The 19,458-nt window shown below is 63.4% G+C and carries 18 protein-coding genes and 1 pseudogene; 7 read left to right on the top strand and 12 right to left on the bottom strand.

Annotation, left to right across the window (positions count from 1 at the left end; all coding sequences use genetic code 11):
• A pseudogene (locus tag WBK19_RS09150) lies at positions 1-292 on the bottom strand (hypothetical protein); the annotation flags it as partial.
• Between the two features lie 135 nt (positions 293-427).
• Between WBK19_RS09150 and tfpB the strand changes: the two are divergent.
• Complete coding sequence (gene tfpB / locus WBK19_RS09155; protein WP_511289000.1) at positions 428-2,212, top strand: type IV pilus assembly ATPase TfpB; 1,785 nt, start codon at positions 428-430, stop codon at positions 2,210-2,212.
• 70 nt (positions 2,213-2,282) lie between these two features.
• Here the strand turns inward: tfpB and WBK19_RS09160 are convergent, their stop codons facing one another.
• Genes WBK19_RS09160 through nth form a run of 3 tightly spaced genes read right to left on the bottom strand, consistent with a single transcriptional unit; the run spans position 2,283 to position 4,352 of the window.
• Positions 2,283-2,714, bottom strand: a complete 432-nt coding sequence (locus WBK19_RS09160; protein WP_511289002.1) for a DUF1841 family protein — start codon at positions 2,712-2,714, stop codon at positions 2,283-2,285.
• Positions 2,707-3,723: an FIST C-terminal domain-containing protein gene (locus WBK19_RS09165; protein ID WP_511289004.1), complete on the bottom strand. Its 1,017-nt coding sequence runs from the start codon at positions 3,721-3,723 to the stop codon at positions 2,707-2,709. Before WBK19_RS09165 ends, WBK19_RS09160 begins: the two co-directional genes overlap by 8 nt.
• Positions 3,720-4,352 (bottom strand): endonuclease III, encoded by a 633-nt coding sequence (nth, locus tag WBK19_RS09170; RefSeq protein WP_511289006.1) that lies wholly within the window; start codon positions 4,350-4,352, stop codon positions 3,720-3,722. Before nth ends, WBK19_RS09165 begins: the two co-directional genes overlap by 4 nt.
• An 85-nt stretch (positions 4,353-4,437) precedes the next feature.
• On the opposite strand from nth, the gene WBK19_RS09175 reads away from it, so the two are divergent.
• Entirely contained in the window at positions 4,438-5,847 is a 1,410-nt protein-coding gene (locus WBK19_RS09175) for a sensor domain-containing diguanylate cyclase (protein WP_511289007.1), read from the top strand.
• Here the strand turns inward: WBK19_RS09175 and WBK19_RS09180 are convergent.
• The 8 genes from WBK19_RS09180 to WBK19_RS09215 form a co-directional block, all read right to left on the bottom strand.
• Positions 5,836-6,909: an RNA methyltransferase gene (locus WBK19_RS09180; protein ID WP_511289009.1), complete on the bottom strand. Its 1,074-nt coding sequence runs from the start codon at positions 6,907-6,909 to the stop codon at positions 5,836-5,838. The two genes, WBK19_RS09175 and WBK19_RS09180, sit on opposite strands and share 12 nt — an antisense overlap.
• Positions 6,910-6,951: 42 nt before the next feature.
• Positions 6,952-7,641 (bottom strand): electron transport complex subunit E, encoded by a 690-nt coding sequence (locus tag WBK19_RS09185; RefSeq protein WP_511289011.1) that lies wholly within the window; start codon positions 7,639-7,641, stop codon positions 6,952-6,954.
• Positions 7,638-8,303 (bottom strand): electron transport complex subunit RsxG, encoded by a 666-nt coding sequence (gene rsxG, locus WBK19_RS09190; RefSeq protein ID WP_511289013.1) that lies wholly within the window; start codon positions 8,301-8,303, stop codon positions 7,638-7,640. Before rsxG ends, WBK19_RS09185 begins: the two co-directional genes overlap by 4 nt.
• Positions 8,300-9,316 (bottom strand): RnfABCDGE type electron transport complex subunit D, encoded by a 1,017-nt coding sequence (locus WBK19_RS09195; RefSeq protein WP_511289015.1) that lies wholly within the window; start codon positions 9,314-9,316, stop codon positions 8,300-8,302. Before WBK19_RS09195 ends, rsxG begins: the two co-directional genes overlap by 4 nt.
• Positions 9,316-11,067, bottom strand: a complete 1,752-nt coding sequence (rsxC, locus tag WBK19_RS09200; protein WP_511289017.1) for an electron transport complex subunit RsxC — start codon at positions 11,065-11,067, stop codon at positions 9,316-9,318. Before rsxC ends, WBK19_RS09195 begins: the two co-directional genes overlap by 1 nt.
• Positions 11,067-11,612: an electron transport complex subunit RsxB gene (gene rsxB / locus WBK19_RS09205; RefSeq protein WP_511289019.1), complete on the bottom strand. Its 546-nt coding sequence runs from the start codon at positions 11,610-11,612 to the stop codon at positions 11,067-11,069. Before rsxB ends, rsxC begins: the two co-directional genes overlap by 1 nt.
• Positions 11,612-12,196 (bottom strand): electron transport complex subunit RsxA, encoded by a 585-nt coding sequence (gene rsxA / locus WBK19_RS09210; RefSeq protein ID WP_226496026.1) that lies wholly within the window; start codon positions 12,194-12,196, stop codon positions 11,612-11,614. The genes rsxB and rsxA overlap by 1 nt, the downstream gene beginning before the upstream one ends.
• 72 nt (positions 12,197-12,268) lie before the next feature.
• Positions 12,269-13,312 carry a quinone-dependent dihydroorotate dehydrogenase gene (locus WBK19_RS09215; protein ID WP_511289021.1) on the bottom strand — a complete coding sequence of 348 codons (1,044 nt, stop codon included), beginning with the start codon at positions 13,310-13,312 and terminating at the stop codon, positions 12,269-12,271.
• Between the two features lie 281 nt (positions 13,313-13,593).
• Between WBK19_RS09215 and WBK19_RS09220 the strand changes: the two genes are divergently transcribed.
• The 5 genes from WBK19_RS09220 (at position 13,594) to WBK19_RS09240 (ending at position 19,444) form a co-directional block, all read left to right on the top strand.
• On the top strand, positions 13,594-14,940 hold the full coding sequence (locus WBK19_RS09220) for a TolC family protein (protein ID WP_511289023.1): 1,347 nt from the start codon (positions 13,594-13,596) through the stop codon (positions 14,938-14,940).
• Positions 14,937-16,187 (top strand): efflux RND transporter periplasmic adaptor subunit, encoded by a 1,251-nt coding sequence (locus tag WBK19_RS09225; protein WP_511289025.1) that lies wholly within the window; start codon positions 14,937-14,939, stop codon positions 16,185-16,187. Before WBK19_RS09220 ends, WBK19_RS09225 begins: the two co-directional genes overlap by 4 nt.
• Positions 16,187-16,888 (top strand): ABC transporter ATP-binding protein, encoded by a 702-nt coding sequence (locus tag WBK19_RS09230; protein ID WP_511289027.1) that lies wholly within the window; start codon positions 16,187-16,189, stop codon positions 16,886-16,888. Before WBK19_RS09225 ends, WBK19_RS09230 begins: the two co-directional genes overlap by 1 nt.
• Before the next feature lie 79 nt (positions 16,889-16,967).
• The gene (locus WBK19_RS09235; RefSeq protein WP_511289029.1) at positions 16,968-18,188 is read left to right on the top strand and encodes an ABC transporter permease; all 1,221 of its coding nucleotides are present in this window, start codon (positions 16,968-16,970) and stop codon (positions 18,186-18,188) included.
• Positions 18,185-19,444 (top strand): NAD(P)/FAD-dependent oxidoreductase, encoded by a 1,260-nt coding sequence (locus tag WBK19_RS09240; RefSeq protein ID WP_511289031.1) that lies wholly within the window; start codon positions 18,185-18,187, stop codon positions 19,442-19,444. Before WBK19_RS09235 ends, WBK19_RS09240 begins: the two co-directional genes overlap by 4 nt.
• Positions 19,445-19,458 lie beyond the last annotated feature (14 nt).

A 19,458-nucleotide genomic window follows, 5' to 3' on the forward strand; every position in this document is an offset into this window, starting at 1 on the left:
CCTGCATGCATTGTCGGCGTTGCGGGCCGGCGGTGGTCTTGCAGGCTTCCCGAGCCTGGGCGCGGGCTTCACGGTGAGCCGTGCAGGCGGCGGGGTTCGGGGCTTGACTGCAGTCACGCGGGGCGCGGGCGCGCGGGCCGCTTCCTTGCATCATCCCGGCGCCGCCACCGGGGCCCATGCCGTTCATGCCGCCACCCATGCCTCCCGAGCCTTGAGCGGGCTGGGCGCTGGCCGGCAGGCAGATCAGGGAAGCCAGCAGGGCGCTGGCGATCATCATGAGGCGGGTTTTCATTTTTCGCTCCTTGCGAGTGGGTACGACTTCATTCTAGGTGCATGAAACCGATTGTTCCCGGCAAGTTGTAAAGGTCTGCAAACAGAGTGCTTTCTGGTTACAAATCGTTACCTGCTGCGTGCTATATTGCCGCGCATGAGTGACAAGAATATCGGCGAACATCGCCTGGCACTGACCGAAGTGCTCGACTGGATGGTGGAGGATGGGCTGGTCAGCCAGGAGGCGGCTGATGAGCTCAAGAGCGAGCGTCGCCTGCATGGCGGCAAGACGCATCCTCTGGTTGTCATTGCCGATCAGAAATGGCGACAGGTCGGCCCGCCGGCTCGTCTACTGACGCTGGAGGTGCTCACCGAATGGCTGGCCGCGCACACTGGCCTCGACTACCAGTACATCGACCCGCTCAAGATCGATTTCACCGGCGTCGCCGAGGTCATGTCGAGCGCCTATGCGGCGCGCTTCGGTATCCTGCCGGTGCAGGTGACGACGCGCGAGATTGTCATCGCGACGGCCGAGCCGTATGTCCGCGAATGGGTCGAGGAGTTGCAGCAGATCCTGCGCAAGCAGATTCGCCGTGTCATGGCCAACCCCGACGATATCAGCCGATATCTCGTCGAATTCTTCAACCTCGCCAAGTCGGTCAAGAAAGCCAATGCCCGGGGCGATGTGACCTCCGGCCTGTCGAGCTTCGAGCAACTGGTCGAACTGGGCAAGGTCAACAAGCAGTTCGATGCCAACGACCAGCACATCGTCCATATCGTGGACTGGCTGTGGCAGTACGCCTTCGACCAGCGCGCTTCCGACATCCACATCGAACCGCGGCGCAATCTGGGCATTGTCCGTTTCCGCATCGACGGCGTGCTGCATCAGGTTTACCAGATTCCAATGGCGGTCATGAACGCGATGACCAGCCGCATCAAGCTGCTCGGGCGCATGGACGTCATCGAGAAACGCCGGCCGCAGGACGGCCGGATCAAGACGCGGACGCCGGCCGGGCAGGAGGTCGAGCTGCGTTTGTCGACGCTGCCCACCGCCTTCGGCGAAAAACTCGTGATGCGGATTTTCGACCCGGAAGTGCTCGTTCGCGACTTCCGTTCGCTCGGCTTTTCGGATGAAGACCAGGCGCGCTGGAAGCAGATGACGGCGACGCCGAATGGCATCATCCTGGTCACCGGCCCGACCGGTTCGGGAAAAACGACGACGCTGTACACGACGCTCAAGCAGCTGGCGACGCCGGAAGTGAACGTGTGCACCATCGAAGACCCGATCGAAATGGTCGAGGCTTCGTTCAATCAGATGCAGGTCAGCCCTTCCATCGAACTCGGCTTTTCCGATGGCGTGCGCGCCCTCATGCGGCAGGACCCGGACATCGTCATGATCGGCGAAATCCGCGACCTGGAAACGGCCGAGATGGCCATCCAGGCGGCGTTAACCGGCCACCTCGTGCTGTCGACGCTGCACACCAACGACGCGCCATCGGCCATTACCCGCCTGCTCGATCTCGGCGTGCCGGCCTACCTGATCAACTCTACGCTGCTTGGCGTCATGGCCCAGCGTCTGGTCCGTACCCTGTGCCCGCACTGCAAGAAGGCCGTGCAGCCGCGCGAAGAGCAACGCGCCGCCTGGCGGGCTCTGGTCGCCCCGTGGAAATCGGCCGAGCCGACCCAGATCTGGCAGCCGGTTGGTTGCCTGGAATGCCGGATGACGGGTTATTCCGGCCGGGTCGGCGTCTATGAAATTCTGGTCAATTCGCCGGAAATTCGCCGCATGATCAAGCCGCTCACCGAGATTCCCAAGTTGCGCGAACAGGCCTTCCGCGAAGGCATGCGCCCGCTGCGCATTTCCGGCGCGCTGAAGGTGGCGCAGGGGATAACCTCGCTCGAAGAAGTCATCAAGGTCGCACCGCCGTCGGACGATAGCTAGGCCAGCATTTCAATTTTGGCCTTTATTTCCGGTTGACCGTGGAAGAGCGGTTTCGCGGCCGGTTGAACCCCTAAATCAGGCTAGCCTTGCGCTTCACCGCGTCGACGTAGGCCATCGCGTCCATCGGCTGGCCCTGGCTCTGGGCGCGCCAGATCGTTTCGCCCAGGCAGTCGAGCAGCACGTGCTCGGCGTCGTGCGGGTCCATGCGGGCGCGCAGTTGCTCGAAGGCCATGCGGATGCCGGGCGGCTGGTCGATGCTGACCTGCTCGTGGATAGCGAGGTGCAGCGAGAGGTGGAGGAAGGGGTTCATGGCGCCGCCTTCCGGCGTCCATTCCTTGTCCACGGCAGCCTTCGGATCGTTGAGCAGCGGGTGGTATTCCGGGTGGCGGGCGGCGATGTCGGCGGCGGTGACTTCGGCGCCGACCAGCGGCAGGCGGTCGACGTGCTTTTTCCAGGCATCGCAAAAGAAGAGGCGGACCTGCTCGCGGGAGGGATTAAACATGAGCGCTTTCGAACAATAAGGTGAGTGCAGTGTTGTGGAACAGGCGGTTGTGGCCGGTCAGCGGGGCGATTTGCCCGGTGCCGTAAGCGCCGAGCAGCGGCGTGTCGGGGAAGGTGTCGCGGAAGGCGACGAGGTCGCGATCATCGTTGCCGTAAAACAGCGGGCCGCGGCCGATGCAGGAAAACATCAGGGCGAAATTTGGCCGTTTTTTCGGGTTGACCGTGGCAGTCAGCGCTTCGCGCATTTCCTGCTCGGCGGCGAGCGGCTGGCGAATGGCCCAGGTGATCGTCTCGCCTTTATTCAGGTTTTCGGCCAGGGTCAGCGAACCATCGGCGTTGGCCGAGAGGATGGCGATGCTTGGCGAATCGGCCTGGCGTAGTGCGGCGATCAGGTGCAGGGGAGGGCGTTCGCGCAAATCGGCGGGCAGCGCACGATGCAGGCTGTCGACGGCGCTGTGGCCGCCAACGCGGCGCAACTCATAGCCGCTGGATTGCTCGACGGGCTGTGCTTCGCCAAGCAGGCGCAGGCCAGACGAGCGGACCAGGCGGGCGCTCACGCCGGGCAGCTGAAATTCGGCGCAGCCGTTGTCCGCCGTGCGGCCATGCGACCAGGCGGCAGCGTCGGTGTCGAGCAGGCCGACCCGCGCCGGGCCATCCTGCCAATCGAAGGGCAAGCGGCCATGGCCGCTGAAGGAGAGCAGCGGCGATTCAGCCGGTGCCTTGCCCGCCGGCGTCGAATAGACGAGGGCCGCCGCTGTCGGCTGGTCGAGACGCCAGCCGCGCTCGGTAAACAGACCGCTGGCCGTGCCGCCGCTGACCGTCAGGCAGCCGGCGGCGCGCGCCGCGGCGAGTACAGCGGGCTGCGGATTCCGGTTGAAATCGTGGGTCAGGAAAAGGATGACGTTATCGGCTCGCGTCAGCCCGCCGGCGTCCAGCGCTGCCTGGACAGCTACATGGGCCAGTTCGGCTTCCGGTCGCTGACCGGCGACGAGGGCGCTGCCAGCCTTCATACACTCTTGCTCCGGTAGCTGCACAAGTCGAGCACGACGCAGCGGCCGCAGTCTGGCTTGCGCGCCTTGCAGACGTAGCGGCCGTGCAGGATCAGCCAGTGATGGGCGTCCTTCTTGAATGCTTCGGGCGTCACCTTGAGCAGCTTCTTTTCGACTTCCTCGACCGTCTTGCCGGGGGCCAGTCCGGTACGGTTGCCGAGGCGGAAGATGTGCGTGTCGACGGCGATGGTGGGGTGGCCGAAAGCCGTGTTGAGTACGACATTGGCTGTCTTGCGGCCGACGCCGGGCAGGGCTTCGAGGGCAGCGCGGTCGTCCGGCACCTCGCCGTCGTGCAGCTCAAGCAGCAGGCGGCAGGTGGCGATGACGTTTTTCGCCTTGGTCCGGTACAGGCCGATGGTCTTGATGTATTCGGTCAGGCCCTCTTCGCCGAGCGCCAGCATGGCGGTCGGGGTCGGGGCGACCGGGTAGAGCCGCGCCGTCGCCTTGTTGACGCCGACGTCGGTGGCCTGTGCCGAGAGGATGACGGCGATCAGCAACTGGAAGGGCGTGGCGTAGTGCAGCTCGGTGGTTGGCGCCGGATTGGCGTCGCGCAGGCGGCTGTAGAACTGCTCGATGTCGGTTTTTTTCACGAAGGGGGCGATGATGGATTGTCAGGCGCGGCAGGATGCGCCATATTGTCACAAACAATTCTACCTGACAGAGAAGGCAGACCCGATGGCGCTTACAACAGAAGGCAGCCTCAATGGGCTGACCCAGTGGCTGGAAGTGAATCCGGTGGCAACGCTGATCATTGACGCGGCGCATCGGGTGACCCATTGGAATCCGGCCTGTGCAGCCCTGACCGGTGTGCCGGCGGCGCAGATGATCGGTTGCACCGAGCAGTGGCGGGCTTTCTATCAGTCGCCAAGGCCGATTCTGGCTGATCTGGTGGTAGACAGCGCTCCCGACAAGGTGGTTGAGCAGTATTACCCGGGAAAATATCGGCGTCTGGAACCGGAAGACGCGGTCTATGAAGCGGAAGATTTTTTCCCCGCTTGCGGCAATGGTGGTCGCTGGCTGTTTTTCTCTGCCGCGCCAATCCGCAACGCGGCTGGCGAAATCATCGGGGCCATCGAAACGCTGCAGGATGTCTCCGAACGGCGGCGCGCCGAGGCGGCATTGCGCGACAGCGAGGCCTATCTGGCGCAAATCGTCGATGGTTCATCGGTGGCCACGCTGGTCATCGATGCCGGGCACCGCGTCACCCACTGGAACCGAGCCTGCGAAGCGATGACCGGGATGCTGGCCGGCGATGTCATCGGCACCAGTGGCCAGTGGAAGGCTTTCTATCCATCAAAGCGTCCGATCATGGCTGACCTGGTACTTGATGACGCCAGCGAGAATGCCGTCGACCGGCTCTATCACGGCCGCTTCCGACCTTCGCTGCTGATTCCCGGCGGTTATGAAGCGGAGGATTTCTTCCCGCATTTCGGCGCTAGCGGTCGCTGGTTGTTCTTTACCGCGGCGCCCTTGCGCAACGCCAAAGGTGACCTCGTTGGCGCCATCGAAACGCTGCAGGATGTCAGCGAACGTCGCTGGGCCGAAGAGGCGCTGCGCGAAAGTGAAGAGCGTTATCGCAGCCTGAGCCAGACCGATTCGCTGACCGGACTGTACAACTCGCGCTACCTGCACGAACGCCTGCCCGGGGAACTGGAGCGGGCGACCCGCTATGGCCGGCCGCTGTCGCTGCTGGTCCTCGATTGCGACAACTTCAAGAGCATCAACGACTGCCATGGCCACCTCGAAGGCGACAAGGTTTTGCAGAGCCTGGCGGAGGTGATCAGGCATTGCCTGCGCCGTTCGGACAGCGCCTTTCGTTACGGCGGAGAGGAGTTCGTCGTCTTGCTGCCGGAGTCCGATACCGCGGCAGCCCAAGCCTTCGCCGAGCGCCTGCGCAGCATGTTCGCGGCGCAGGAAGCGCTGTCGCCGGACGGCAATAAAATCTGCTGCACGGTCAGTATCGGCGTTGCCCGCCATCTCCCGAGCGACACCGAAAGTAGCTTGATCCGGCGGGCCGACGATGCCTGCTATGCGGCCAAGCAACAGGGTAAAAACTGTGTAGTGCTGGCGGGTTCAACCGGCTGAGCTGGCGTCCGGCACATTTTGTTTTTGGCCAATTTTCCCGGTTGACCGTAGCAATGGGCGAGCGCTTTCACGGGCTCGCAACTGGCCGCAGCCACCATCGACATCCTGCCCGGCCGAGTTGCGCACCGTCGTCCGGATCCCCTTGGCGTGCAGATAGCGCGTCAGTTCGGTGATGCGCTCGAGCGGTGGCCGCCGGTAGGCAAGGGCGGCCGTGGCGTTGTACGGAATCAGATTCATGATCGCGTACTTGCCGGTGAGCAGATGGACGATGCCGTCCATTTCCTCGAAGCTGTCGTTGATGCCGTCGATGAGCGTCCATTGATACTGGATTGGATAGCTCGTCGTCCGGGCGTAATGCTCGGCCAGTTCGACCAGTTCAGCCGGATCGATGCGCGAGGCCTTGGGCAGCAGTTCGGCCCGCAGTTCGACCCGGGTCGAATGCAGCGAAATGGCCAGCGCCGGCTTGACGGTTTCCTGCGGTAGACGCTCGAAAACGCGCAAATCGCCGACTGTCGAGAAAACCAGGTTCTTGTGGCCGATGCCGCCGGCCGTGCCGAGCAGATCAATCGCTTCGAGCACGTTGTCCATGTTGTGCGACGGCTCGCCCATGCCCATGAAAACAACGCGCGTCACCTTGCGTCGGGCCCGGCCGAGGATGACCTGGGCGACCATTTCGCCGCTGCTCACCTGACGGAGCAGGCCGTCGCGGCCAGTCATGCAGAAAGTACAGCCGACGGCGCAGCCGATCTGCGTCGAAATGCACAGGCCGTCACGCGGCAGCAGCACGCTTTCGACGGTCTGACCGTCGGCCAGTTCGACGAGCAGGCGCGACGAGCCATCCTCGCCCGGGTGCTCTGAGCGGACGCGAGCCAGCGCCGAGAGTTCATCGTGCAAGCCGGGCAGCGCATTGCGCAGGGCCAGCGGCAGGAGGGTTTCCGGCGGGTGGTTGCGCGGCCCGGCGTCGAGCGGCTTGCCTTGCGCCCAGGCGCGCATGACGCGGTCGACGTGGCAATCCTTGGCGCCGGTGGCGAACAGGGACTGGCGGATGGTTTCGATGCGCATGCGGGCGTCTTCGTCAGGCCCGCAACGGGCCGCCGGGAATGATCAGTGGCAACCGGCGGTAGCGACCGGGGCTGGCGGCTTGCGCTTGGCGCGCTCAGCGGCCTTGGCTTCCATCCAGTTTTTCCAGGCGATCATGCAGCCGAGCAGGATGAAGGCGCCGGGTGGCAGCAGGGCGAGCAGGAAGCCGGGGTAGCTTTCCGGCAGTACCTGGATCGGTTGCAGACTCGGGAAAACCATGTCGATGCCACCGAGGATGGTCCCGCTACCGAGAAATTCGCGCATGGCGCCCAACAGACCGAGCGTCCACAACATGCCGATGCCCATGAAAATGCCGTCAAAACTGGCCTGTGCCGGCGCGTTCTTGGCAGCAAAGGCTTCGACGCGGGCCAGCACGATGCAGTTGGTGACGATGAGCGGAATGAAGATGCCGAGGACCAGGTAAAGTTCATGCAGGTTGGCGTTGAACAGCAGGTCGACGACGGTGACCAGGGCGGCAACGATCAGGATGAAGACCGGGATGCGGATTTCGTGCGGAATCAGGTTGCGCAGGCTGGAAATCGCCACACCCGAGAGTGCCATGACGATGATCGTTGCCAGCGACAGCATGATGCCGTTGACGGCGTTGGTGGTCACCGCGAGCAGCGGGCACAGGCCGAGAATCTGGACGATGGAGGTGTTCTGCTTCCAGATGCCGTTGCCGGCAATGGTCTTGAATTCGTCACGCGTGATCATTTGGCGGCTCCTTCGGCGAACAGTCGGTCACGATTGGCTTCGACCCATTGGACAGCTTTCAGCACGGCCTTCGACACGGCTCGCGGCGTCACGGTGGCGCCGGCGTGATAGTCGATCTGGCCGCCATCCTTCTTTAGCTTCCAGTCCTTGTCGGTGACCTTGGCCAGCGACATGCCGTTGAATTGCGTGATCCACGGCCGGGCCTTGTTCTTGTCCTTCTTGATCTCGACGTAATCGCCGAGTCCGGGCGTTTCCTTGTGCTGCGTGACGCGTACGCCACCGACTTCGCCATTGGCGCGAATAGCGATGATCAGGCGGATCTTGCCGGCATAACCATCGGGAGCAACGGCTTCGAAAACCAGCGCGGCCGGCTGGCCACCCTTGCGGGCGCGAAACAGCGTAGTCGGATCTTTCAGCCCGAGTTCAGGCGTTGCCGGCAGGGCGATGGTGTCTTCAAGCAGGGCGTTGTCGTACTCGGTGCGCGGCAGCACTTCGTCGACCAGTTTCATTTTTTCTTCGGTAGCCGAAGCTTCGATGGCCGGCTTGGTCCACAGATAGGCGCCGGATAGCAGGCCGGTAAAGATGGCGACAAAAATGAACAGCGTCGCTGCCGTGCGGGCAGCCATGACGGGGGCGGTGTATTCCTTCGGCGCGCTGGTCATGCCTTGTCCTTCATGCCGAAAACCGGGGGCTGGGTGAGCAGGTCGATGACCGGGGCGGACAGGTTCATCAACAGGACGGCAAAGGCCACACCGTCCGGATAGCCGCCGAAAACGCGGATGATGTAGGCGAGCAGACCGCAGCCAGCACCGAAGATCAGCTTGCCGCGCGGTGTCGTGCAGCCGGAAACCGGGTCGGTGGCGATGAAGAAGGCGCCGAGCATGGCGCCGCCGGAGAGCAGGTGAAAGAGTGGGCTGGCGAACTGGCTCGGGTTGTAGAGCCAGAGCGCGCCGGAAATCAGGCTCAGGGAAGCGACGAAGGCGAGCGGTACATGCCAGGTGATCAGCTTGCGATGCCAGAGCCACAGACCGCCGAGCAGATAGCCGGCAGCGACCCATTCCCAGCCGCGACCAGCGAAATTGCCGTAGATATCCTGGTTGGCCAGCAGTGTGCTGACATCGAAACTGCCTTCGCCGAGCTTGAGCGCCGTTTTCATCGCATCGAGTGGCGTCGCGCCGGACAGGGCATCGACGCGCGGCGCCCAGCCCAGAATGATGTTCATCTGGTCAATCAACCCCAGTTGCAGGCCGACGCTGGGCCACTGCGACATCAGCGCCGGGAAGGCGACGATGCACACGGCGAAGGCGACCATGGCCGGATTGAACGGGTTCTGGCCCAGTCCGCCGTAGAGGTGCTTGGCGACGACAACGGCGAAGACGGTGCCGGTGACGACCAGCCACCACGGTGCCAGTGGCGGAAAAGTCAGGGCGATCAGCCAGGCGGTGACGATCGCCGAGCCGTCGGTCAGGAAGAGAGCCAGCGGTTTGCCGCGCACCTTGAGCATGACGGCTTCGGCGAGCAGCGCGGCGAGCGTGGCGATGACCAGCTGAACCAGGATGGCCGGGCCGACCAGGCTGGCATAGGCGGCAATGCCCGGGATCAGCGCGACGCAGACCTGGATCATCACCTGGCTGACGCTGACATCTTTGAGAAGGAAGGGGGCGGGGGCGAACATTATTCGGATTTCTCGCTGGCCGGGGCTGGTACGGCCGGCTCGGGCTCTATCAGGTGGGCGGCGATGCGACGCGCCTCGATGTCAGCAGCAACTTTCTGCTGGTCGGGCGTCAGGTTGTCGATGTTCTTCGGCTGGACGGCTTCACGTTGCGCCTTGGCACGGGCCATGGCGGCTTCGATAGTGGCGCGTTTTGCCTCTTTTTCCGGGTTGACCGTGGCAGCGGGAGCATCGGCGGGGGCGGCGACTGCCTCACCTGTTGGCGCTGCGCTGCTTTCTGCAGCTGCTGCTGCCGCAGCCTCGGCGGCCTTCTTGGCAGCTTGAGCGGCGGCGGCCTTGGCCAGCTTTTCAGCCTTGTCGGCCTTTTCTCGTTCTTCGCGCAACTGCTTGAACTCGAAGCGGGCCTTGGCCTGGTCGGAGGCATTCTTTTCGCGTTCGCGCGCCCAGATTTCGCTCTTGGCGAAGCGGAAATACTGGACCAGCGGGATGCGCGACGGGCAGACGTAGGAGCAGCAACCGCATTCGATGCAGTCGAAGATGTTGTATTCCTGCGTCTTGCCGAAATTCTTGGCACGCGAGAACCAGTACATCTCGAACGGCTGCAGCTCGTGCGGGCAGGCCCGGGCGCAGGCGCCGCAGCGGATGCAGGGCATCTCCGGGGCCTTGGGCGGGAACAGCCGGTCGTCGTGGGCGATCAGGCAGTTGGTCGTCTTGACCACCGGCACCTGCGGATTGGGCACCAGGAAGCCCATCATCGGGCCGCCCATCAGGATGCCGTCGGTGTCCGGATGCGGCTGGGCCAGGGCCAATAACTCATCCATCGGCGTGCCGATCAGCACTTCGTAATTGCACGGCGCGTGGACGTTGCCGGTGATGGTCAGGATGCGCGAAATCAGCGGCTCGCCGTGGGCGATGGCGCGCCAGGCGCTGTAGGCGGTGCCGACGTTGAAGACCTGGACGCCCATGTCGGCGGTCGAGCGCATCGAACCCGGGACTTCCTTGCCGGTCAGCACGCGGATCAGCTGCTTGGCACCACCGGCCGGGTAAAGCGTCGGCACGGCAACGACGGAAAATGGTTCTTTTTGGGCGTCGACCGCAGCACGCATGGCGGCGATGGCTTCCGGCTTGTTGTCCTCGATACCGATCAGCACCTTTTTTGGCTGCAGCAGGTCACGGAAAACGGCGATGCCGCGCACGACTTCATCGGCGCGTTCGCGCATCAGCAAGTCGTCGCAGGTGATGAAAGGCTCGCACTCGGCGCCGTTGATGATCAACTCATCCATCGGCACGCCCTTGGACGGCGTCAGCTTGCCGTGGGCCGGGAAACCGGCGCCGCCGAGACCGACGATGCCGCATTGCTGCAGGTGATGGAAGACGTCGGCCGGCGGTACTGCCTTGTGATCGATTGGCCTGCGGGCGATCCACTCGTCCTTGCCATCGGGCTCAATGACGACGCACAGCGAGTCGAGGCCGGACGGGTGGGGGCGCACATGCATCGCCACCTCGACTACGGCGCCCGAGGTCGGGGCATGCACGGCGGCGGAAATCCAGCCGTCAGCCTCGCCGATCATCTGGCCCTTGAGGACATGATCGCCGGCCGCGACGATCGGCCGCGGCGTGCCGCCGATACTCTGGTGCAGCGGGACGACGAGGCGCGAGGGCATCGGCGCCTGGGCAATCGGCAGATGGTTCGATTGCAGCTTGTTAGTCGGCGGCTTGACGCCACCCTTGAACTTGAACAGATTCATCAGCATCAGGCGGCCGCCTTGATCTCGATGACCGGATACTTCCACTTCCAGTTGTCGATGGTTTCGGGGATGACTTCCATGTGGATGCACTCGACCGGGCAGGGCGGCAGGCACAGTTCGCAGCCGGTACATTGCTGGGCAATGATGGTGTGCATCTGCTTGGCGGCGCCGACGATGGCATCGACCGGGCAGGCCTGAATGCACAACGTGCAGCCGATGCAGGTGTTCTCGTCGATGATGGCGATCTGCTTCGGTTTTTCTTCGGCGTCGAGCGGCTTGACTTCGCGCCCGAGCAGGTCGGCCAGCCGCTGCACGCCTTCAGCCCCGCCCGGCGGGCATTTGTTGATTTCCTCGCCATTGACGATGGCTTCGGCGTAGGGCTTGCAACCGGGAAAGCCGCACTGACCGCATTGGGTCTGCGGCAGGATGGCTTCGATCTTTTCGACTAGCGGGTCGCCTTCGACCTTGAACTTGATCGCGGCAAAACCGAGCAAGGCGCCCAGTACGACAGCCCCGAGGGCCATGATGGCGACGGCGAGCAGGATGTCCATTATTGGTACTTGTCCAGGCCGGCAAAGCCCATGAAGGCCAGTGCCATCAGGCCGGCGGTGACCATGGCGATGGCGACGCCGCGGAAGTGGGTGGGTACGTCGGCGCCTTCGATCCGCTCGCGGATGCCGGCAAAGAGGATCAGAACCAGCGAGAAGCCAACCGCGCTGCCGGCCCCGAAGAGCAGGGAGTCAATAAAGTTGTAGCCGTTCGAAACGTTGAGCAGCGGTACACCGAGCACGGCGCAGTTGGTGGTGATCAGTGGCAGGTAGATGCCCAGCGTCTGCTGCAACGTCGGCGAAGTCTTGGCGATGACCATCTCGGTCAGCTGGACGATGGCGGCGATGGTGACGATGAAGGACAGCGTGCGCAGGTATTCGAGCCCGAACGGCATCAACAGGTAGTGATCGATGATGTAGCTGGCGCCGGTCGCCATGGTCAGCACGAAAGTCGTGGCGGCGCCCATGCCGTAGGCTGTCTCCAGTTTCTTGGAAACGCCCATGAAGGGGCAAAGGCCGAGGATCTTCACCAGCACGACGTTGTTGACCAGCACCGCGCCGACGAGGATGAATAAGTAGTGGCTCATAAATTAGGCAAGCTTGAGGCGGGTATTATCGGGCTTAGTGACAGTGCAAACAACCGCACGCTGCATGTGGCTTTAGGTGTTTTTCCGCATGACGTGGGCCAGGGTTTCCGCCACTTCGGCCACCAGATCGGGGCCGCGGTAGATGAAACCGCTGTAGAACTGCACCAAGCTTGCGCCGGCGCGGATTTTTTCGGCGGCATCTTCGCCGCCCATGATGCCGCCGACGCCGATGATCGGCAATTCGCCAGCCAGGGCAATCGACAGCTTTTTCTGCACGGCCGTCGATTTCGCGAAAACCGGCTTGCCCGACAGGCCGCCGGTTTCGGCGCCATTCGGCAGGCCTTCGACGCCTTCGCGTGACAACGTGGTATTGGTGGCGATGACGCCATCGAAACGGTGGCGACGCAGCGCATCGGCGATGACGGTGATCTGCTCGTCGTCGAGATCGGGGGCAATCTTGAGCGCCATCGGCACGTATTTGCCGTGCTGCTCGGCCAGTTGCAGCTGTTTGGCCTTGAGTTGCGCCAGCAGATCGTCAAGCGCCTCATCCTTCTGCAGTTCGCGCAGGTTCTTGGTGTTCGGCGACGAGATGTTGACCGTCACGTAGCTGGCGTCGTTATAGACTTTTTCGAGGCAGATCAGGTAGTCGTCGGCCGCCTTCTCGATGGGCGTCGTGGCGTTCTTGCCGATGTTGATGCCAAGAATGCCGCCCTTTTTCGGGAATTCGGCAGCGCGGACGTTTTCCAGCAACTTGTCGACACCTGCGTTGTTGAAGCCCATCCGGTTGATGATGCCCTGCGCTTCCGGGATGCGGAACAGGCGCGGCCTGGGGTTGCCATCCTGCGGGCGCGGCGTGATCGTGCCGATTTCGATGAAGCCGAAGCCGAGCCTGGCCAGCGCATCGATGTGGTCACCGTTCTTGTCGAGGCCGGCGGCCAGGCCGACCGGATTCGGGAACTTGAGGCCCATGACCTCGACCGGGCAGGTGGCGACCTTTTTGGCGACCAGGCAGGAGAAGCCGGCGGCATTGAGGAAATCGATGCCATTCATGCCAATGCCGTGGGCGGTTTCAGCGTCGAGAGCGAAAAAGAACTTGCGGATAAGGGGATAGAGCATAGTGGGCGCGATTTTACCGCATTGGCGGTACCCTTGCCCGGCGAATCAGCAGCATTCCTGCTACGTTTTTCTTGATTTCCGGGGTTGGCGAAGCCCGCAAGAGCTGGCGATAATCAGCTTCCCGGAAAATTGGCGAGTGCCTGTCTCTGACTCGGGCCGGCTTGTTCCGTGCTGCAACCGGTATTCTCGCGGGAAACAAACTGTAACGACTCATCTGTCAGGCTAAGGCTAAACTTCCGTCCATGCGATTTTTACCCTGTTTTTTCCTGTTGACCGTGGCAATGCCCGTTTGGGCAGAGGGGCTGAACGATCCGTTCGGCACAGATGCCATGGCTCCGCTCAAGGTGTCGCCGAGCCTGGCTGCCCGGGTTGGCGAAGCGCCCTGTGCTACCGAGATTCCGGCGACGGCGCTCACGGCGCTGGATGCGGTCGATCTGGCCTTGTGCAACCATCCGCAGACGCGTGAAGTGTGGGCGTCGGCTCGGGTGCAGGCGGCGCTGGTCGGCGTCGCCCGGGCCGGCTGGTTGCCGAATCTCGATGCCAGCGCCAGCGCGACGCGTTTTCAGTATGACGATGGATCGTATAACCGGCGTTCCGCGGCGCTGACGCTGTCCTGGCTGCTGATCGATTTCGGCCAGCGTTCGGCCAATGTCGAGAATGCCCGGCAATTACTCAATGCGGCGGCGGCGACGCAGGATGCGACGGTCCAGTCGCTGTTCCTCGCCGCCCTGCAGACCTACTACACTGCCCAGGCGACGCAGGCGGCGGTGATTTCGGCGAGCGAGGCCGAGCGTTCGGCGCGCGAGGCTTTTCAGGCGGCCGATGCGCGTTACAACGTCGGCGTCGCGACACCGGCTGATCGTCTGCAGGCACAGACGGCGCTGTCGCAGGCGACGCTCAACCGCATCCGGGCCGAGGGCGATGCCCGCAACGGGCTTGGGGCGTTGGCCAATGCGCTTGGTTTTGAGGCGCAGCAGAAGATTGTGTTGGCTGACCTGCCAGCCTTGCCGGCCGAACTTGTTTTCCAGAAGGAAGTCGATGCCATGATTGGCGAGGCGCAGGCCCGGCGGCCTGACCTCAAAGCGGCCGAGGCTCAGCTCAAGGCGGCTGAGGCCAGCGTCGACATCGCTCGTGCCCAGGGCCGGCCGACCGTGTCGCTGGCGGCAGGGCCAAGCTGGCAAAACAACGCCGGCGCCGTCACTCAGGGCGGCAGCATCGGTTTGACGCTCAACGTGCCGATCTTTGCCGGTTTCGATACGACCTACCGCGTCCGTTCGGCCGCGGCGCAGGCCGATGTGCGTGCCGCGCAGCGCGACCGCATCAAGAACCAGATCGCGCTCGATGTCTGGCGGGCTTATCAAAGCTTGACGACGGCGACGCAAAGCCTGAAGACGAGCGCCGACCTGGTCGCCAGTGCCGAGCAGTCGGAGCGCGTCGCGCTTGGCCGCTACAAGGCCGGCGTCGGCACGGTACTCGACCTGCTGTCAGCGCAGAGTGCGCTGGCCAGTGCCCGCCTGCAGCGTATTCAGGCGCAGCTCGACTGGAATGTTTATCGCGCCACGCTGGCTCAGTCCATGGGCGCGCTCGATTACACGCTGCTGCAACCGGCAGTTGAAGGAAGACCATGAAACAAATCGGCAAGATTCTGCTCGGCGTTACGGTGATTGCCGGCCTGATTGGCGGCGGCGTCTGGTACAGCAAGCAGCGCGCGGCGCAAAACCCGGAAACCCGCTACAAGCTGGCGACGGTGGAGAAGGGCGACGTGACACAGACGGTGTCGGCCAACGGCACGCTCAATCCGGTCGTGCTGATCAGCGTCGGTACGCAGGTGTCGGGCACAGTGAAAAAGCTCTACGTCGATTTCAACGACAAGGTGAAAAAGGGCCAGGTAATGCTTGAGCTCGACGACGCGCTGGTCTCGGCCACCGAGCGGCAGAGCGCGGCGAGCGTGATCAGTGCCCAGGCGTCGCTGGATCTGGCGCAGGCCAATGAGGCGCGCATGAAGTCATTGCTCGCCCAGGAGTACGTCTCGAAACAGGAATATGACCAGTCCACCCAGGTACTGAAGTCGGCCCGGGCGCAGCTGGCACTGACCCGGGCGCAGAACGAGCGCGACCGCGCCAACCTCAATTTCACGGTGATCCGCTCGCCGGTCGATGGCGTCGTCATTGACCGCGTCGTCGATCTCGGCCAGACAGTGGCGGCCAGTTTCCAGACGCCGACGCTGATCAAGATCGCCCAGGATCTGTCTGAAATGCGCATCGACACAAGCTTCGCCGAGGCTGATATCGGCAACATCCGTGAGGGGCAAAAGGCGCGTTTCACAGTCGATGCTTTCCCGAGCCGCAGCTTCGTTGGCGACGTCCAGCAGATTCGGCTGAACCCGACCAACCAGCAAAATGTGGTGACTTACAACGTCCGCATCAACGTGGCCAACCCGGAGCAGGTGCTGCTGCCGGGCATGACGGCCTACGTCAATATCGGCGTGCAGAAGCGCGAGGGCGCGCTGCTCGTGCCGAATGCCGCGCTGCGCTTCAAGCCGGCCGATGCCGGCGAGAAAAAATCGGAAAATGGCCAAAAATCGCCGTCGACCGCAGGGCCCTCCAGCGTCGGGCCGGGCATGGGCGCCGGTTCAGATGGTGGCGCCGCCAAGGCCGGTGCCGGCAAAGGCAAGAAGCGCGACGGCCAGAGCGGCACGGTTTATGTGCTGACCGGCGAGGAACTCAAGCCGGTCAGCGTCCAGCTCGGTATCACCGACAACCGCAACACCGAGATCGTCGGCGGCGAGTTGAAGGAGGGCGACCGCATCGTGACCGGCGAGAACGGCAGCGGCCAGACCGGCAAGCCGTCCAGCGTCGGCATGCGGATGTTCTGATGACTGAATCAGTTATCCGGGTCGTCGGCCTGGGCAAATCCTATGAAACGGCGGCGGGTTTGTTCCCGGCGCTCAAGGGCGTCAATCTCGATATCCAGCCCGGCGAGTACATTGCCATCATGGGGCCGTCCGGCTCGGGTAAATCGACTTTCATGAATCTGCTCGGTTGCCTCGATACGCCAACCATGGGCGACTATTTTCTGACCGGCAAGAATGTCGCGCAGATGGACCAGGACGCCCTGGCCGTCCTGCGCAACCGGACACTGGGCTTCGTCTTTCAGGGTTTCAATCTGCTGCCGCGCATGACCCTGCAGGACAATGTCGCGCTACCGCTGGTTTACGCCGGCGCCGACAAGGAAACGCGGCGGGCCAGAGCGCGCGAAATGCTTGCCAAGGTCGGCCTCGGCCAGTACGCCGAATCGCTGCCCAGCCGGATTTCCGGCGGCCAGCAGCAACGCGTGGCGATTGCCCGGGCGCTGGTCAATGCGCCGCGCCTCATCCTCGCCGACGAGCCGACCGGCAACCTCGACAGCCATACCAGCGAGGAAATCATGCGCCTGTTCGGCGAACTGAACGCTGAGGGCATCACCATTGTGCTCGTTACGCACGAACCGGACATCGCGGCGCACGCCAAACGGCAGGTCAAGTTTCTCGACGGCGAGATCGTCAGCGATCACCTGACGGAGCACGCACCGGCATGAGCGCGAGCATTTCAATTTTGGCCGTTTTTTCCAGTCGACCGTGGGAGTTGCCTAAAAGCCGCAATCGGGAGGTTTCGCCATGCTGAAAGCGATGCTCGGCGAAGCCTGGCTGGCGATGGGTGCCAACCGCCTGCGTACGGCGCTGACCATGCTCGGCATGGTCATCGGCGTCGGCGCTGTGGTCATCATGATGGCCATCGGGCAGGGCGCGCAGTACGCAGTGCAGCAGACGATCAGCACGATGGGCTCGAACCTGTTCATCGTCCTTTCCGGCTCCTTCACCACGGCCGGCGTGCGCAGCGGTTCGGCCGGCGGGCCGACGCTCAACGTGGCCGATGGCGAAGCGATCGCCGAACTTGACGGTGTCGCCAACGTGGCGCCGACGCACCAGGGGTCGCGGCAACTCGTTTATGGCTCGCAGAACTGGAGTTCGCAGGTGGTCGGCTCGACGCCGGCCTATCTTGAGGCGCGGGCGTGGAACATCGTCAATGGTGCCGGCTTCGGCGATTCGGATGTGCGTTCGTCGACGCGGGTAGCGGTCATCGGCAAAACCGTGGCCGAAAACCTGTTCGGCGCCGAAGATCCAGTCGGCAAGACCATGCGCATCCAGCAAAACCCTTTCCTGGTCATCGGCGTGCTCGGCAGCAAGGGTCAAAACCTCGACGGCCGCGACCAGGACGACACCGTGATCATTCCGCTGAGCACCGCCCAGCGCAAGGTGTTCGGCACGCCTTTCCTGGGTTCGGTGCGGATGATCATGATTCAGGCCGATTCGGCCGAAACGATGCCGAAAGTCATGGACAGCGTGACCAGCCTGCTGCGTCAGCGCCACCGTCTGCGCGACGGCACGCCCGACGATTTCTTTATGCGCAACCTGTCGGCAGCGGCCGAGTCCGAGGCCGAAACGACGCGCACGATGTCCATCCTGCTTGGCGCCATCGCCTCGATTTCGCTGCTCGTCGGCGGTATCGGCATCATGAACATCATGCTCGTCTCGGTCACCGAACGGACGCGCGAAATCGGCATCCGCATGGCCATCGGCGCCCGGCAGAAGGACATCCTGAGTCAGTTCCTGCTCGAAGCCGTGATGATTTCCTTCGCGGGCTGTCTGCTCGGCCTGCTCATCGGCCTCGGTGTCGCGCTCGGCATCAATTTTTTCACCGGCATGGTCATCGTCGTTTCCGGTAGCGCGGCGCTCATCGCCTTTGCCGTCGCCGCCGGCGTCGGCATCTTCTTTGGCTGGTACCCGGCGCAAAAGGCGGCGCAGCTCGATCCGATTGAGGCGCTGCGCTACCAATGAAATCCGGTCGCCGCCAGTTCCTGCTTGCGGCCGGGTTGCTGCCGCTGGTTCGGCCACTGCGCGCCGCCGGTGAGCGAGTGGTCATCGTGGGTGGTGGCTGGGGCGGCCTGTCGGCCGCCAGCCATCTTCGCCGCTTGGCCCCGGAAATCGACATCACGCTCGTCGACCGCCAGCCGGCCTTCACCTCGTTCGCCCTGAGCAACCGCTGGCTGGTTGATCACGGCAACAGCAAAATCGAAACGCACGACTACGCGGCGCTCGCCGCGACCTGGGGCTACCGCTTCGTCCAAGCCAGCGTTGAAAACATTGATCGCGTGCAGCGCACGGTAAATACCTCTGCCGGTCGCTTGCCCTACGACTGGCTGGTGCTGGCTCCCGGCATTCGCGAAAATTACGCCGCCTGGCAGGTCAATGACCCGCAGGTCGTGGCCGAACTACGCCAGCGCCATTCAGGCGCCATGCTCAACGCCACCGACCTGCCGGCGCTCAAGAAACGCCTCGCCGGGTTCAAGGGCGGCGATCTGCTGATGACCATCCCGCCGGCGCCCTACCGTTGCCCGCCGGCGCCCTATGAGCGGGCGATGCTGATCGCCTGGTGGCTCAAAACGCAAAAAATTCCCGGCAAGCTGGTCATCATCGATCCCAATCCGATGATGCCGGCCTTCAAATCCATTTTGCTTGATCGCTTCAAGGCGCAGGTCACCTACCTCGATCACGCCAGGGTTCGGCAGATCGATCCGGCGCGCAAGACGGTGACCACCGATATCGACGACATCCGCTTCGACGAGGCCTTGCTATCGCCGCCGCAGGAAGCGGCCGACCTGCTCTGGCAGGCCGGGCTGATTCGTCGCGATGCTTCCGGAAATTCGACAGGCTGGGCCGACCAGGGCGGGCTCGATTTTCGTAGCGTCGCAGACCAGCGGGTGTTCATCATCGGCGATGCGGCTGGCCTCGTTTCACCGGTATTTGGCCATTACCCGAAAACTGGCCATGTCGCCAACCGCATGGGCGCCATCGTTGCCCGGCAGATTGCTGCCAGCGCGACCGGCAAGATGCACCCGGCGCTATCGCCGGAAAGTGTTTGTCATGTCGTGAGCAGCGTCGAACCGCTCGAATACACCCGCATCGAGGCCAGCTACCGGCAGCGCGGCGACGGCTTCCTGATGCAGCAGGTCAAACAGGTACGAGAGCCGAATCCGGCCGGCGAGGATGTCGCCTGGGCCGAGGCCATGTACCGGGATTTCCTGCGGCCCTGACGAGAAAAGAGCCA

Source organism: Azonexus sp. (assembly GCF_049652925.1).
Lineage (GTDB): Bacteria > Pseudomonadota > Gammaproteobacteria > Burkholderiales > Rhodocyclaceae > Azonexus.

Excerpts from the sequence above, each read along its gene's own strand:
- WBK19_RS09215 (WP_511289021.1), bottom strand. The coding sequence starts at position 13,312 with ATGCTCTATCCCCTTATCCGCAAGTTCTTTTTCGCTCTCGACGCTGAA.
- WBK19_RS09225 (WP_511289025.1), top strand. The coding sequence starts at position 14,937 with ATGAAACAAATCGGCAAGATTCTGCTCGGCGTTACGGTGATTGCCGGC.
- WBK19_RS09165 (WP_511289004.1), bottom strand. The coding sequence starts at position 3,723 with ATGAAGGCTGGCAGCGCCCTCGTCGCCGGTCAGCGACCGGAAGCCGAA.
- WBK19_RS09175 (WP_511289007.1), top strand. The coding sequence starts at position 4,438 with ATGGCGCTTACAACAGAAGGCAGCCTCAATGGGCTGACCCAGTGGCTG.
- WBK19_RS09230 (WP_511289027.1), top strand. The coding sequence starts at position 16,187 with ATGACTGAATCAGTTATCCGGGTCGTCGGCCTGGGCAAATCCTATGAA.
- rsxG (WP_511289013.1), bottom strand. The coding sequence starts at position 8,303 with ATGACCAGCGCGCCGAAGGAATACACCGCCCCCGTCATGGCTGCCCGC.
- WBK19_RS09220 (WP_511289023.1), top strand. The coding sequence starts at position 13,594 with ATGCCCGTTTGGGCAGAGGGGCTGAACGATCCGTTCGGCACAGATGCC.
- tfpB (WP_511289000.1), top strand. The coding sequence starts at position 428 with ATGAGTGACAAGAATATCGGCGAACATCGCCTGGCACTGACCGAAGTG.
- WBK19_RS09160 (WP_511289002.1), bottom strand. The coding sequence starts at position 2,714 with ATGTTTAATCCCTCCCGCGAGCAGGTCCGCCTCTTCTTTTGCGATGCC.
- rsxC (WP_511289017.1), bottom strand. The coding sequence starts at position 11,067 with ATGCTGATGAATCTGTTCAAGTTCAAGGGTGGCGTCAAGCCGCCGACT.
- WBK19_RS09240 (WP_511289031.1), top strand. The coding sequence starts at position 18,185 with ATGAAATCCGGTCGCCGCCAGTTCCTGCTTGCGGCCGGGTTGCTGCCG.
- WBK19_RS09195 (WP_511289015.1), bottom strand. The coding sequence starts at position 9,316 with ATGTTCGCCCCCGCCCCCTTCCTTCTCAAAGATGTCAGCGTCAGCCAG.
- rsxA (WP_226496026.1), bottom strand. The coding sequence starts at position 12,196 with ATGAGCCACTACTTATTCATCCTCGTCGGCGCGGTGCTGGTCAACAAC.
- WBK19_RS09180 (WP_511289009.1), bottom strand. The coding sequence starts at position 6,909 with ATGCGCATCGAAACCATCCGCCAGTCCCTGTTCGCCACCGGCGCCAAG.
- WBK19_RS09185 (WP_511289011.1), bottom strand. The coding sequence starts at position 7,641 with ATGATCACGCGTGACGAATTCAAGACCATTGCCGGCAACGGCATCTGG.
- rsxB (WP_511289019.1), bottom strand. The coding sequence starts at position 11,612 with ATGGACATCCTGCTCGCCGTCGCCATCATGGCCCTCGGGGCTGTCGTA.
- WBK19_RS09235 (WP_511289029.1), top strand. The coding sequence starts at position 16,968 with ATGCTGAAAGCGATGCTCGGCGAAGCCTGGCTGGCGATGGGTGCCAAC.